This is a genomic window from Micromonospora sp. NPDC047557 (assembly GCF_043205095.1).
Lineage (GTDB): Bacteria > Actinomycetota > Actinomycetes > Mycobacteriales > Micromonosporaceae > Micromonospora.
In genome coordinates this window covers 95,347-109,190 of the sequence record NZ_JBIDDK010000011.1, presented here as the reverse complement: position 1 = coordinate 109,190, position 13,844 = coordinate 95,347, and the positions used below count along the sequence as shown (strand labels likewise).

Here is a 13,844-nt window from a genome sequence, read left to right as displayed (position 1 = left end):
ACCGATCGGCCCTCGTCGGCGCGTTGCGGGGCCGGTAGGGTCGCGGGCGATGTACGCTTCCGCCTCCCTCGCGCCCCGCTCGTTCCGCCGCGTCGCCCTCGGCCTCGCGGCGCTGCTGGCCGCCCTGCTCGTCGCCGGCTGTGCCGACAGCGGGGAGGCCCCGGTGTGGCAGCCCGGCGCCGGTGGTGGTGGCACCGGAGCGCCGGTGACCACGTCCGGCCCGAAGGCGAGCGGCGGCGCCGCAACCTCCGGCGGGGGTGGCGCCATCTCGCTCTCCGCCACCGGCGACATCATCATGGGCAACGCGCCGAGCCGGCTCCCCGCTGCTGGCGGCAAGGGCTTCTTCGACTCGGTCAAGCAGGCGCTCAAGGCCGACCTGGTGATGGGCAACCTGGAGGAGCCGCTGACGGTGGACACCGGCACCGGCAAGTGCGGGCCCAACTCCACCCGCTGCTACCAGTTCCGGGCCCCACCGGAGTACGCCGCGCACCTGCGCGACGCCGGCTTCAAGGTGCTCAACCAGGCCAACAACCACGGCTACGACTACGGGCCGAAGGGCTACGAGAACACGCAGAAGGCGCTGGAGAAGTACGACCTGGAGCACACCGGCGCCCCGGACGAGTTCACCGTGGTCGACGTCAAGGGCGTCAAGGTGGCCGTGGTGGGTTTCTCGTCGTACGTCTGGTCCAACAGCCTGGTCGACATCGCCAAGGCCAAGACGGTGGTCGCCAAGGCGGCCACCATGGCCGACCTGGTGGTGGTGCAGGTGCACATGGGCGGCGAGGGCGCGGACCAGACCCGGGTGAAACCCGGCACCGAGATCTTCTCGGGTGAGAACCGGGGGGACCCGGTGAAGTTCTCGCACGCCATGATCGACGCGGGCGCGGACCTGATCGTCGGGCACGGGCCGCACGTGCTGCGCGGCATGGAGTTCTACAAGGGGCGCCTGATCGCGTACAGCCTGGGCAACTTCGCCGGCGGTAGCAACACGTTGATCAATACTGGCCGGCTCGGCTGGGGCGGGGTGCTGAAGGTGTCGCTCAAGCCGGACGGCAGTTGGGCCGGCGGCACGTTCACCTCGACGTACATGAATTCCACAGGCAAGCCGACGATGGACCCGGACGACCGGGGCCTGGGCCTGGTCACCGAGCTGAGCCGCGCCGACTTCCCGAAGGGCGGGGCCCGGTTCGACGGGCAGGGCAGGATCACCGCGCCGACGGCGGGTTGACCCGAGCAGGAACGTCCGGGGTGCGACGTAGGCTGACCGTCGTGACCAGTAGCCCTCCCGGTGCCAGCGAGACCGATCTCGGGCGCAAACGTCGTGCCCGCAAGATCGGCCGGGTGCTGGCCGAGACGCACCCCGACGCGCACTGTGAGCTGGACCACTCCAACGCCCTGGAGCTGGCCGTCGCCACCATCCTCTCGGCGCAGTGCACCGACAAGAAGGTCAACGAGGTCACCCCGAAGCTCTTCGCCCGTTACCCGAGCGCCGCCGCGTACGCCGGGGCCGACCGGAGCGAGATGGAGGAGCTGATCCGGCCCACCGGCTTCTACCGCAACAAGACAGATTCGCTGCTCAAGCTCGGGCAGGCCCTCCTCGACCGGTACGACGGTCAGGTCCCCGGCCGGCTCGTCGACCTGGTGACGCTTCCCGGGATCGGCCGCAAGACCGCCAACGTCATTCTCGGCAACGCCTTCGACGTCCCCGGGATCACGGTCGACACGCACTTCCAGCGGCTGGTGCACCGGTGGCGGCTGACCACCGAAACCGACCCGGTCAAGATCGAGCACGCGATCGGCGCGCTGTACGACAAGCGCGACTGGACCATGCTGTCGCACCGGATCATCTTCCACGGGCGACGGGTCTGCCATGCCCGCAAGCCCGCCTGCGGGGCGTGCACGCTCGCGAAGCTCTGCCCCTCGTACGGCACCGGCCCGACCGAGCCGGCTGCCGCCGCCAAGCTGCTCAAGGGCCCCCGGGCGCGGGACCTCGCGGTGGCCGCCGGGGTCGACCCGGAGCTGGTGCCCGCGCAGGCGGTCGCAGCGGAGGTGCCGTGAACCGGCGCCTCGCTCTGCTCGTCCTGCCGCTGCTGCTGGTCGTTGCCGGTTGCACCGGCAGCCCGGCCGACGACCCCGCACCACGGCCGGCCGCCGCCGAGCGGCCGTCGCCCTTCCGTGACTGCGCCGGGCTGGGCACTCCCCCCACGGCCGCGTCACCCGGCGCCGGCACGACGGCCCCCGCCACGCCCGGCACGTCGACGGCACCCGGCGGGCAGGAGCTGCCGGAGCTGACCCTCGCCTGCTTCACCGGCGGCGCTCCCGTCGCTCTGCGCGACGTGGCCGGGCCAGCCGTGATCAACGTGTGGGCCTCCTGGTGCGGGCCGTGCCGCAAGGAACTGCCCGCCTTCCAGCGGCTCAGCGAGCGCGCCGCCGGGCGACTCCAGGTGGTCGGGGTCAACACCCGGGACAGCCGGGGCGGCGCCCAGTCCATCGGCGAGGACTTCGGCGTACGGTTCCCAATCCTGGTGGACCAGGGCGACGCGCTGCAACGGGAACTGAAGCGCAATGCCTTCCCGCTGACCCTCTTCGTCGACGCGCAGGGCCGCATCCGGCACATCGACGCCACCGGGGCGCTCGACGACGCGCAGATCGCCAAGCTGGTCCGCCAACATCTCGGCCTGACGGTGCCAGCATGATCCGCCGACCGCCCGAGTGGATCGAGCCGTTGCTGACCCGGCTGGGCACCGCCCGTGCCGAGGACTTCACCCGGCTGACCACCCCCGCCGAGGGCGGCCGGGAGAGCGCCGTTTTGGTGTTGCTCGGTGAGCAGCCCGGCACCGGTCCCGACGTGCTGGTCCTGCAACGGGCCGCCACCCTGCGCAACCACGCCGGTCAGCCGGCCTTCCCGGGCGGGGCGGCCGACCCGGAGGACGCCGACGTCCGGGCCACCGCACTCCGCGAGGCGAACGAGGAGGTCGGCCTCGACCCGGCCAGCGTCACCGTGCTGGCCGAACTGCCGAAGTTGTGGATCCCGGTCAGCGACTTCGTGGTCACCCCCGTGCTGGCCTGGTGGCACGACCCGCACCCGGTGCACCCGGCCGAGCCCGCCGAGGTGGCGCACGTGGCGCGACTGCCGGTCCGCGAGCTGGTCGACCCGGCCAACCGGCTGCGGGTCCGCCACCCCAGCGGTTGGGTGGGGCCGGCGTTCTCGGCGCGCGGCATGCTCGTCTGGGGCTTCACCGCCGGAGTGCTGGCGGCCCTGCTGGAGATGGGTGGCTGGGCCCGCCCGTGGTCGCCCGGCCGGCTGGTCGAGCTGCCGCCAACGGGGGCCACTCCCGCGCCGTCGGCCGGCACCGAAGAGGTCGACGAGACCGCCCTACGCTGACCACGCGGTCACCTTCCGCAAGCGGTGGTCATCCGGTAGGCGCACTGCCCGTACGCTGGACCCCGTGTCCGTCGTGGATCTCGTCCTGCTGCTGCTCATGCTCGTGTTCGCGATCAGCGGATACCGCCAGGGTTTCGTCATCGGCATCACGTCGCTGTCCGGTTTCTTCCTGGGACTCCTGCTCGGCCTGCAACTCGGGCCGCTGTTCGCCCGGCAGTTCGTCGACGCCGGCACCCGGGTGCTGATCTCACTGGTGGCGATCTTCGGGTTGGCCGTGATCGGGCAGGCGCTCGCCGGCTGGCTCGGCTCGCACCTGCGCAAGACGATCACCAGCGACGTGGGTCGGCGGGTCGACGACATCGGCGGGGCGTTCGTCTCACTGTTCGCGGTGCTCCTGCTGGCCTGGCTCGTCGCCGTACCGCTCGGGTCGTCGTCGGTGCCCTGGCTCGCCGCCGCGGTGCGCAACAGCGCGCTGATCACCGTGGTGAACGGGGTGCTGCCGGAGGAGGCGCACCGGCTCTCCACCGCTCTGGAGGACACCGTCGACACCGACGGGTTCCCGGACGTCTTCGGTGGTCTCGCGCCCACCCGGGCCCGGCAGGTCGATCCGCCCGACCCGGCGCTGGCCGGCTCCCAGCTGGTGGTCAACGGTCAGCGCTCGGTGGTCAAGGTGCTGGGCTCCGCGCCCAGCTGTTCCCGCCGCATCGAGGGCTCCGGCTTCGTGTACGCCGACGACCGGGTCATGACCAATGCCCACGTGGTCGCCGGTACCCGATCGGTGGCGGTGGAGCTGGGCGGTGAGCGGTACGACGGTCAGGTGGTGGTCTACGACCCGAACCGCGACCTGGCGGTGCTGCTGGTGCCGGGGCTGCCCGGCCCGTCGCTGCGGTTCGCCGCCGGCAACGCGGGCAGCGGCTCCGACGCCATCGTGCTCGGCTTCCCGCTCGACGGCCCGTACAACGCGCAGTCGGCGCGGGTTCGGGACGTCGACCGGATCAAGGGGCCGGATATCTACTCCTCCGGCGACGTCACCCGGGAGATCTACACAATCCGGGCTCTGGTGCGTAGTGGCAACTCTGGTGGGCCGCTGCTCTCCGCCAACGGCCTGGTGCTCGGCGTGATCTTCGCGGCGGCGGCGGACGACCCCAACACCGGGTTCGCGGTGACCGCCGCCGAGGCCCGGCCGGTGGCGCTGGCCGGCGCCGAGCGCAACCGGGCCGTCGCCACCGGCGAGTGCACCTGAGCGTCGCGCCGGGTCAGGTCCGGGCCGGTGCGGCGAGCGGCAGCTTGGTCCGCCCCCAGCGCAGTCCCCGGTCCAGCACCGCCCGGGCCATGATCGCGACGCAGGTGCCGCCGTTGAGGAAGGACGCCACCACGTCGCTCGGGTGGTGCATCCCCCGGTACATGCGGGTCAGCGCCACACCCACCGGCACCATCAGCAGCAGCGTCCACCAGGCGACCTTCGCTCCGGTGCTGCGCGCCCGCAGTGCCATCAGCACCGCGATACCGACGTAGAGCGCCACCGCCGCCGAGGTGTGCCCGGACGGGAAGCTCGACGTGGGCGGCGAGACATCCATGTGCTCCACCGCCGGCCGCTGCCGGTCGATCACCATCGTGGTGAACAGGAACACCAGCGCCTGGGCGGTCACCGCCGCGCACAGGAACAGGGGCTCCCGCCAGCGCTTCAGCCAGAGCCGCAGCGCCAGCGCCACCAGCACGGTGACCACGACGATCATCTGGGTGCTGGCCAGCGTGCTGAACACCAGCGAGACGTCGTTCCAGCCGCCGGTGCGGTCACCCGCGAACTCCCGGTTCACCGCGTCCTCGACGGTGAACGGCCAGGTCCGGGCGAACACGCGGGTGACCAGCACCCCGAGCAGCACCATGAAACCGAACAGGAGGGACACCGGCAGCAGCACCCGCCGGACGATCTGGACCACGGTGTCGGACATGGGCCGGCCAGTACCCGGTCGGCGTCGTCGTCACGCCTCAGGTCTTGTCCGGCTGCCGCTCGACCTCGGGCGCGACGCCGTCGCGGACCGGCCGGACCGGTCGGAGGCCGGTGTGCGCCCGCCAACTGGTGAACGCGGCGGTGGTCGCCGCGACCACCGCCACGCCGAGCAGCCAACCGCCGAGCACGTCGCTGGTGAAGTGCACACCGAGCGCGACCCTGCTCACCCCGGTCACCACGGTGAGCAGCAGCGCAGCGACCCAGAGCGCGACCCGCGAGGCCCAACGTCGGACGTACGGCAGGAACACCAGCAGCAGCACCCCGGCGGCCAGGGTGGCGTTCAGCGCGTGCCCGGAGGGGAACGAGTAGCCGGCGGCCCGCGCCACCGGGTCGAGCAGTTCCGGCCGGTCCCGGCCGACGAGCAACTTGAGCAGTGGACCCATCAACCCGCCGACCACCATCGTCGTGGTCACCCAGAGGGCCAGCCGCCGAGCCTGCCGGCGCAGCAGCCAGATCACCACGAGCAGCGCCACGACCCGCAGCGGCATGGGCGCGAACACCGCACTCCAGACGTCCATCAGCGCGACCCAGGCCGGGTGGTGCACCGCGTGGTCGTGCAGCGCGTCGGTGATCGTCGTGTCCAGCCGGTGCAGCGGCGCCCACGCACCGAGCACCAGCAGCGCGAGCAGGGCGAACGGCACCAGCACCAGGAACGCCGCCGTCGCCGCCAGAGTCAGCCGCAGACCGAACGAGTGGTCCGGGTCGAGGCGGCGGCGCCGCCAGGACGGGCGCCGGGTGGTGTCGAGGGTACGTGCGGCGGGCGTGCTCATGCGGACGGTTCTACCCCACCCGCCGGGCAATCAGACCTGCCGTCAGCGGCGCTCAGCGAGAGCGCTGACGGAACCGGCGCACCATCAGCGCCGCGCCGGTCACCAGGGCGGCGAAGAGCACAACCCCGGTCCACAGTTGCTCCGGCGCGGATTCGTCCGGCACGCCCGCCGGCCGGGCCGTCCACCCCGTCTGCTGGCGGGGAGCGGTGAAACCGAGCGTGTCGCTGCCGGCGCCGCTGACCGGGCCGTTGTCGCCCGAACCGGGGGCCGGACCGAAGCCGACCACGCCCGGCGAGGTCAGGTCGTCCAGCGGATTGGCGGTGACCGGGGGAACGTCCGCGGTCAGCGCCGCCACCGGGTCGACCGCCCCGTAGCCGAAGCGGTCGTCCCGGCCGGTCGGGCCGAGGTCACGGGCGGTGGCCAGCAGCCGGTTGACCACCTCGCCGGCGGGCATGTCCGGAAAGCGGGACCGGACCAGCGCGGCGGTGGCGGCCACCAACGGCGAGGCGAAGCTGGTGCCCTGCACCCGCCAGTACCCGTCGGCCGGGCGGGCGCCGACCAGGCCGGTGGCGGGAGCTGTAAGCACCGTCGCCCGGCCGGTGATCGACCCGGACCACAGGTTGTCGCTGCTGCGCTCCAGCCCGGCGACCGCGATCACGCCCGGCTCGCGAGCCGGGTACCAGACCTTGGAGTCGGTCGACGTGGCCAGGTTGCCGGTGCAGGCGACCACCACCACGTCCCGGGCGAACGCGTAGTCCAGAGCTGCGGCCAGGGCGGGGCTGTCCCCGCTGCCGCCCAGCGACAGGTTGATCACCCGGGCGCCGTTGTCGACCGCCCAGCGGACGCCCTTCGCGACGATCAGGGCGTCGTCGTACTTGTTGCGTTCGTCCAGCACGCGTACCGGAAGGATCCGGGAATCCGGCGCCAGGCCGACCACGCCCCGCTTGTCGTCGTTACGCCCGGCGATCAGGCCCGCGACCGTGGTGCCGTGACCGACCGGATCCGGGCCGGCGCCGCCGGCGGGCCCGACCAGGTCGAGGCCGGGCAGCACCTGGCCGGCCAGGTCGGGATGGTTGGCGTCCACACCGGAGTCGACCACCGCCACGGTCACGCCCCGGCCGGTTGAGGTGCGCCAGGCCGTGTCGGCCCGCAACTCGTCGAGCTGCCACTGCTCGTCACGGACCTGGTCGCTGCGGGCGACGCTGTCACCGGGGGCGAGCGCCACCGCTGCGCCGGCGAGTTGCCCGCCGCTGCTGGGCGCGGCGACGGGTGCGGCGGTCGGAACCGCGACAGCGAGCATCGCCGCCACACCGAGCAGCGCCCGGCCGGCCCGCCGGGCCACTGCCGGACCGCTGTGCCGAACCCCTGTCACATCCTCAGCCATTCAATCCGACGACGGAACCACGACGATCGGAGATTACCGGTTTCCCCACCCGTCACGGGAGGAACTACCGAGACAGGTCATGGTGGCGGCAGATGTGCGAGCTGAACGAGGCGTACGCCCTCCCGCCGGGTGACGAGCCGACCACGGCCCGCCGGCAGCGGCCCGGGCCGCACCGGGCCGACGAGCGCACCCTCCTCGGGGCTGCCCGCCATCACCAGCCCGGCGGTGGAAAGCTCCCGCAGCCGCTGCACGATCGGCTCGTACTGGGACCGTCCCGCGCCTCCGGAGCGGCGGGCCAGCACCAGGTGCAGCCCGACGTCGCGGGCGTGCGGCAGATGCTCCTCCAGTGCCCGCAACGGGTTCGCCGGCCCCGCTGCCACCAGGTCGTAGTCGTCGACCAGCACGAACAGCTCCGGCCCCGACCACCAGGAGCGGTCCCGCAACTGCTGCGGAGTGACCTCCGGTCCGGGAGCCCGCCGCTCCAGGTATCCGGCGGCCGACTCGACCAGGTCGGCGGTGTGCGCGGCGGCGGTGCCGTACCCGATGAGGTGCGGCGTCTCGATGGCGCCGAGCAGGCTGCGCCGGTAGTCGACCAGGATCACCCGGGCCTCCTCCGGCGTGAACCGGGTGGTGATCGAGGCGGCCAGCGCCCGTAGGAACGTCGACTTGCCGCACTCCGCGTCCCCGAAGACCACGAAGTGCGGCTCGCTCGCGAAGTCGAGCAGCACCGGCCGCAGGTCCGCCTCGGCGATCCCGATCGGCAGCCGCAGCCCGGTCGTCGCGGCGAGGTCCAGGTCGGCGTACGGCAGAACCGGCGGGAGGAGCCGGACCCGGGGCGCCACCGGACCGGCCCAGCTGTCGGCGATCCGTTTGACGAGGTCGGCGGTGCCCGCGTCCGGGGCGGCGAGCTGCGGGAGCGCGGTGAGGAAATGCAGACTCTCCGCCGTCACCCCCCGGCCGGGGCGCTCCGGCACGTTCGCCGCCGCCCGCCGGGCCACCAGGGAGTCGGCCGGGTCGCCGAGGCGCAGCTCCAACCGGGAGCCGAACAGGTCCCGGATCGCCGGGCGGAAATCCAGCCAGCGCAGCGCCGTGGCGACCACGTGCACCCCGTACGACAGGCCCCGGGTGGCCAGGTCGGTGACCAGCGGTTCCAGGTCGTCGTACTCGCCGCGGACGGTGCTCCAGCCGTCGATCACCAAAAACACGTCGCCGAACGGGTCGGCGCCCGGCTGGCCGGTCGTTCCCGCCGCGGCGCGACGCTGCCGGTACACGGCCATCGACTCCACGCCCAGCTCGGCGAATCGGCGCTCCCGCTCGGCCAGCAGGGTCGTCATCTCGCCGACCGTGCGCCGCACGGCGGTCGGATCGGCGCGGCCCGCCACCCCGCCCACGTGCGGCAGATCGCGCAGCGCCGCGAGGCCACCGCCGCCGAAGTCGAGACAGTAGACCTGCGCCTCGGCCGGGGTGTGGGTGAGCGCCAACGCGCAGATCAGCGTGCGCAGCGCGGTGGACTTGCCGCTCTGCGGCGCGCCGACCATCGCGACGTGCCCGGCCGCGCCGTCCAGGGTCAGCCAGAGCAGGTCCCGGCGCTGCTCCAACGGCCGGTCCACCACCGCCACCGGCACACCCAGCGCGCCGTGCAGCTCGGGGTTGCCCACGGTGAGCCCGCGCGCCGGGTCCACCTCGACGGGGCCCACCAGCTCGTCCAGGGCGGGTGGCTCACCGAGCGGCGGAAGCCACACCTGGTGGGCGGGCGGGCCCTGCCCGACGAGCCGATCGACCAGCAGGTCGAGCAGGGTCTCCCGGTCGCTCTCGTCCTCGGCGGCCATGGTCAGGGCCGGGGTGGTCGGCTCGGGCAGCGGCACGGCGTGGGTGGTGAACGTGAGCAGGCGGGCGCCGCCGCCGGCAGTCGCGCCCGCCGTCGCGGCCCGGCGGCGCATCGTTCCGGAGACGTACGCGGCCTTGAAACGGGCCAGCGGATCGGTGCCGGCCCGCAGGTAGCCGTGGCCCGGTGAGCGGGGCAACTCGTGCGCGTCCGGCACGCCGAGCACCGTCCGGGACTCCAGCGCGGAGAAGGTGCGCAACCCGATCCGGTACGACAGGTGGGTGTCGAGCCCGCGCAGCCGGCCCTCCTCCAGGCGCTGGCTGGCGAGCAGCAGGTGCACGCCCAGCGACCGGCCCAGTCGGCCGATCTGCACGAACAGGTCGATGAAGTCGGGCTTGGCGGAGAGCAGTTCGGAGAACTCGTCGCAGATCAGCAGCAGCGACGGGAGCGGGGCGAGCGGGCTCCCGGCGGCGCGGGCCCGCTCGTAGTCGCGCACGCTTGCGAAGTTGCCGGCGCGGCGCAGCAGCTCCTGCCGGCGGACCAGCTCCCCGTTGATCGCGTCGACCATCCGGTCGACCAGGGGCAGCGCGTCGGCCAGGTTGGTGATCACGGCGGCGGTGTGCGGCAGCCGGTCGAACGGCGCGAAGGTCGCGCCGCCCTTGAAGTCAACCAGGACGAAGTTGAGCTGCTCGCTGCTGTGCGTCGCCGCCAACCCCAGCACCAGCGTGCGGAGCAGCTCGGACTTGCCGGACCCGGTGGCCCCGATGAGCAGGCCGTGCGGGCCCATCCCGTCCTGGGCGGACTCCTTGAGGTCCAGCTCGATGGCCCCGCCGTCGACACCCACCCCGATCGGCACCCGCAGCCGGTCCCGGGCCGAGCGCGGCGCCCAGCCCTGCTCGGCGGTGAAGCTCTCCGGATCGCCGAGGCCGAGCAGCTCCGGCAGGCCCAGCTCGACCTGGAGCGGGGCGTCCGGGCCGCGGGCCGTGCCGGCCAGCCGCAGCGGCGCCAGCCGCCGGGCGACCGCCTCGGCGTCGGCGAGGTCGAGGTGGTCGGCGGTGCCCACCTCCGCGTGCCCCTCCACCGACCACGAGTGCAGCCGCCGACCGCGCAGCTCCAACAGCAGCGCGTACCGGTCGAGCAGGCGGGGCGGCGGAGTGTCCAGGTCCAGCACGGTGACCGCGTCGATGCCGCCGTCGCCGGTCAGGTCGGTGGCTCCGGTCAGGTCACCGCCGTCGAGGACCACCACCACGTGCGGGCCGTCGGTGGCCGGTCCGGCCGGGCTGAACCGGGACCGGCTGGCCAGCACGTCACCGAGCAGCCGCTCCAGCTCCGCGGCCGACGACGTCACCAGCCGCACCGGCCCGAGCGCGTCCGTGCGCGAGGGATGGTGCGCGTGCGGAAGCCACTTCACCCACTCCCAGTCCGCCCGGCGTTCCGGGCCGGCGCAGACCGCGATCAGCAGCTCGTCGGGGGCGTGGAACACGGCCAACTGGGTCAGCACCGCCCGGGCCAGGGCCTGGGCGGCCGGATCGCCGGTGGGCGGCCCACCGCTGGCCGGGCCACCGGCGGCGGTCCGCACGTGCACCCGGGCGAAGCTGCGCAGCGACAGGGCCACCGGCAGCTCCAGCACCACGGAGTACGCGTCCAGAAAGCGGCGCAGCGCGCCAGCGGTCATCGGCTCCAGCTCCTCGAGCGGTCGGGTGACCGGTCCGACGAGCGGGGTGGCCAGGGTCTGCGGCCCGACGGCGACGCGTACCACAGCGAAATCCGGGTCGGCGGGGCGGCGTTCCCAGACCCGGCGGCTGTCCACCGTCGACCACAGCCGACCCGGGTCGGGGTGTCGGTAGTAGAGCCCGGCCCGCTGCTGCCCGGCGGTCTGCCGGACCCGGCGGCGCAGCGTGGCCAGGTGGCGCAGGTACTCCCGGCGGGCCGCCATCATCTCCGACTTCTTCGGGGTGCCCGAGGCGCTGCCCCACGAGGTGACAAGCATCGCCAGCGACGAGAGCCCGAACATCCCGCCCACCACGTACGAGTAGGCGCCGCCGCCCCGGCCGAACATCATCGCCATCGCCACCGTGCCGCCGAGCATGGGCAGCACCATCAGCATCTGCTGCCACCGTCCGCCGGCCACTGCGGGGATCTCCGGCGGCGCCTCGACGGGCAGCTCGCCAACGGGGATCTCCGGCGCCGGCCGACGCGGCGGGCGCTTGATGACGACTGTGGACACTCGGCCTCCTGACAGCGCTGGGTAACCCGAGCCTGGCTCATCGTAGGTAAAGTCCTGTCGTCCGCGCAGCCTCCGATCCCCTTCGATATGGAGATCCCTCGATGACAATCGGGCTGGCCCGCGTCACCATCAGCGCGCCGCAACGGCGGGTCGACGTCGCACTGCCGGAGCAGGTGCCCCTGGCCGAGTTGCTGCCCGACGTGCTCCGACACGCCGGGGAGGGCCTGGCCGACGACGGCGAGCGGCACGGCGGCTGGGTGCTGCGTCGTACCGACGGGGCGCTGCTGGCGACGGCGCAGGCGCTGCTGCCGCAGGGGGTCCGCGACGGTGAGGTGCTGCACCTGGTGCCGGCCCGCGCCCACTGGCCCGAGTTGGAGTACGACGACGTGGTGGAGGCGATCGCCGACGGCGCCCGCCGACGGGGTGGGGCCTGGTCACCAGACGCCACCCGGGTCGCCGGCCTGGCCGGTGCCGCCGTGCCGCTCGCCGTCGGGCTGTTCGCTCTGCTCGCCGGCGGTCCGACGCTGCCCAGCGGCTGGTTCGCGGCGGCGGTGGTGGCGCTGCTGCTCACCGTGGCCGGCGCGGTCGCCTCTCGCGCCAACGGCGACGGTGTCGCCGGGGCAACGCTCGGCGGCTACGCCCTGCCGTACGCCTTCGTGGCCGGCGCCCTGGCGATCGGCTCCGGTGACCCGGTCGGCCCGCTCGGGCCGATGCGCTGGGTCGGCGCACCCGAGCTGCTGACCGGCTCGGTGGCGTTGCTGCTGGTGGCGCTGGTCGGTCTGCTCGGGGTGGCCAGCCGACTGCGGGTCTTCGTGGCCGGCGTCACGGTCGGTCTGCTCGGTGCCGGCGCGGCGCTCGGCGCGCTGCTGCTGACCCCTGCGGGCACGGCGGCGGTGCTGCTCGGCGCGCTGGTCTTCGCCCTCGGGGCGATCCCGCTGCTCGCCATCCGGTTGGGCAAGCTGCCGTTGCCGCCGATCACCCTGCCGGCCGCCGCGTCGGGTGCCGAGCCGGAGCGCCCCCGGGACCTGCCGGACCGGGGTCGGGTGCACGCCGCCGTCACCCGCACCGAGGAGGTGCTGACCGGGATGCTGCTCGGGCACGCCGTGCTGGCGGTGGGCGCGGCGGTCGTCCTCGGCGTGGCCGGTGGGACGGCCGGGCCGGTGCTGGTGGCGGTGGTCTCGGCCGTGCTGCTGCTGCGGTCGCGGCTGTTCGTGGCACTGCGGCACCGGGTGCCGACGGTGCTCGCCGGACTAGCCGGCTACGCGGTGCTGGGCGCGGTGCTTGTCGACCGGGCCGACGACACCGGCCGGTTGGCGCTGGTCCTCGGTGGCGCGGCGCTGGGCCTGGTGACCGTGGCCGCCGGCACCGGGTACGCCCGGCGCGCGGTCTCGCCGTACCTCGGAAGGGTCGCGGACCTCACCGACACGGCCCTGGTGGTCGCCGTGGTGCCGGTCGCCTGCGCGGTGCTCGACCTGTACGACCGGGCCCGAGGGCTGCTCGGTTGAGCGGCTCCCGGGCCCGGTCGGTAAGCGTTCGTCAGTGGCTGGACTCGCCGCGCGCCTCGGCGTCGCGGGCCCGCTGGTACGAGGCCCGGATCTCGGCCTCGGCCTCGGTGCGCCCGACCCAGGTCGCGCCCTCGACCGACTTGCCGGGCTCCAGGTCCTTGTAGACCTCGAAGAAGTGCTGGATCTCCAGGCGGTCGAACTCGCCCAGGTGGTGGATGTCGCGCAGGTGCTCCTGGCGCGGGTCCTCGTAGGGCACGCAGAGGACCTTGTCGTCGCCGCCCTTCTCGTCCGTCATCCGGAACATGCCGATGGTCCGGCAGCGGATGAGGCAGCCCGGGAAGGTTGGTTCGGGGACCAGCACCAGCGCGTCCAGCGGGTCGCCGTCCTCGCCCAGCGTGTCCTCGATGAACCCGTAGTCGGCCGGGTACTGGGTGGACGTGAACAGGGTGCGGTCCAGCCGGATCCGGCCGGTCTTGTGGTCCACCTCGTACTTGTTTCGGTGACCCTTGGGGATCTCAACCGTCACGTCGAAATCCATCTGCACGCTCCCTCGTCTGCCCACGCTGGCTAACGGAACCACTGGTGGCGCCCTCCGGACAGGTGAATGCCCACCCGCCGACTCCGGCCACCGCATAGTCTTCGGACCGAAGTAGTGTCACCCAAGCCGATTTTCGCTGGGGGAGGAGGGGGTCGTGGGGAGGGAAGATTCACACTACCGCCCGGACGGGGGCACCGCG

11 protein-coding genes are annotated in these 13,844 nt (G+C 73.5%); 6 read left to right on the top strand and 5 right to left on the bottom strand.

Translation table 11 applies throughout. From position 1 onward, the window contains the following. The first annotated feature begins 49 nt into the window (after positions 1–49). The 5 genes from ACGGAQ_RS23645 to ACGGAQ_RS23625 all read left to right on the top strand — a co-directional run bounded on the left by ACGGAQ_RS23645 (position 50) and on the right by ACGGAQ_RS23625 (position 4,628). A complete protein-coding gene (locus tag ACGGAQ_RS23645) occupies positions 50–1,228 on the top strand; it encodes a CapA family protein (protein WP_393052515.1) in 1,179 nt (392 codons plus the stop codon). 41 nt (positions 1,229–1,269) lie between these two features. Continuing rightward, entirely contained in the window at positions 1,270–2,058 is a 789-nt protein-coding gene (gene nth / locus ACGGAQ_RS23640) for an endonuclease III (RefSeq protein ID WP_393052513.1), read from the top strand. Continuing rightward, positions 2,055–2,696 carry a redoxin domain-containing protein gene (locus ACGGAQ_RS23635; RefSeq protein WP_355064913.1) on the top strand — a complete coding sequence of 214 codons (642 nt, stop codon included), beginning with the start codon at positions 2,055–2,057 and terminating at the stop codon, positions 2,694–2,696. The genes nth and ACGGAQ_RS23635 overlap by 4 nt, the downstream gene beginning before the upstream one ends. Further along, entirely contained in the window at positions 2,693–3,385 is a 693-nt protein-coding gene (locus ACGGAQ_RS23630; protein ID WP_393052511.1) for an NUDIX hydrolase, read from the top strand. Before ACGGAQ_RS23635 ends, ACGGAQ_RS23630 begins: the two co-directional genes overlap by 4 nt. A 64-nt stretch (positions 3,386–3,449) precedes the next feature. Beyond that, positions 3,450–4,628: a MarP family serine protease gene (locus ACGGAQ_RS23625; RefSeq protein WP_354860820.1), complete on the top strand. Its 1,179-nt coding sequence runs from the start codon at positions 3,450–3,452 to the stop codon at positions 4,626–4,628. Between the two features lie 13 nt (positions 4,629–4,641). Here the strand turns inward: ACGGAQ_RS23625 and ACGGAQ_RS23620 are convergent, their stop codons facing one another. The 4 genes from ACGGAQ_RS23620 to eccCa form a co-directional block, all read right to left on the bottom strand. Next, complete coding sequence (locus tag ACGGAQ_RS23620; protein WP_393052509.1) at positions 4,642–5,337, bottom strand: phosphatase PAP2 family protein; 696 nt, start codon at positions 5,335–5,337, stop codon at positions 4,642–4,644. A gap of 37 nt (positions 5,338–5,374) precedes the next feature. Continuing rightward, entirely contained in the window at positions 5,375–6,166 is a 792-nt protein-coding gene (locus ACGGAQ_RS23615; protein ID WP_393052507.1) for a phosphatase PAP2 family protein, read from the bottom strand. Between the two features lie 52 nt (positions 6,167–6,218). Continuing rightward, complete coding sequence (mycP, locus tag ACGGAQ_RS23610) at positions 6,219–7,550, bottom strand: type VII secretion-associated serine protease mycosin (protein ID WP_393052506.1); 1,332 nt, start codon at positions 7,548–7,550, stop codon at positions 6,219–6,221. A 77-nt stretch (positions 7,551–7,627) separates the two neighbouring features. Beyond that, on the bottom strand, positions 7,628–11,602 hold the full coding sequence (gene eccCa, locus ACGGAQ_RS23605) for a type VII secretion protein EccCa (protein WP_393052504.1): 3,975 nt from the start codon (positions 11,600–11,602) through the stop codon (positions 7,628–7,630). A 101-nt stretch (positions 11,603–11,703) separates the two neighbouring features. On the opposite strand from eccCa, the gene eccD reads away from it, so the two are divergent. Then, on the top strand, positions 11,704–13,107 hold the full coding sequence (gene eccD, locus ACGGAQ_RS23600) for a type VII secretion integral membrane protein EccD (protein WP_393052502.1): 1,404 nt from the start codon (positions 11,704–11,706) through the stop codon (positions 13,105–13,107). A 31-nt stretch (positions 13,108–13,138) separates the two neighbouring features. Here the strand turns inward: eccD and ACGGAQ_RS23595 are convergent, their stop codons facing one another. Beyond that, entirely contained in the window at positions 13,139–13,645 is a 507-nt protein-coding gene (locus ACGGAQ_RS23595) for an inorganic diphosphatase (protein ID WP_393052500.1), read from the bottom strand. Positions 13,646–13,844: the final 199 nt, after the last annotated feature.

What these genes read in the sequence shown, in the direction of transcription:
- ACGGAQ_RS23620 (WP_393052509.1), bottom strand. Translation starts at nt 5,337, where the DNA reads ATGTCCGACACCGTGGTCCAGATCGTCCGGCGGGTGCTGCTGCCGGTG.
- ACGGAQ_RS23615 (WP_393052507.1), bottom strand. Translation starts at nt 6,166, where the DNA reads ATGAGCACGCCCGCCGCACGTACCCTCGACACCACCCGGCGCCCGTCC.
- ACGGAQ_RS23645 (WP_393052515.1), top strand. Translation starts at nt 50, where the DNA reads ATGTACGCTTCCGCCTCCCTCGCGCCCCGCTCGTTCCGCCGCGTCGCC.
- mycP (WP_393052506.1), bottom strand. Translation starts at nt 7,550, where the DNA reads ATGGCTGAGGATGTGACAGGGGTTCGGCACAGCGGTCCGGCAGTGGCC.
- ACGGAQ_RS23630 (WP_393052511.1), top strand. Translation starts at nt 2,693, where the DNA reads ATGATCCGCCGACCGCCCGAGTGGATCGAGCCGTTGCTGACCCGGCTG.
- ACGGAQ_RS23595 (WP_393052500.1), bottom strand. Translation starts at nt 13,645, where the DNA reads ATGGATTTCGACGTGACGGTTGAGATCCCCAAGGGTCACCGAAACAAG.
- eccD (WP_393052502.1), top strand. Translation starts at nt 11,704, where the DNA reads ATGACAATCGGGCTGGCCCGCGTCACCATCAGCGCGCCGCAACGGCGG.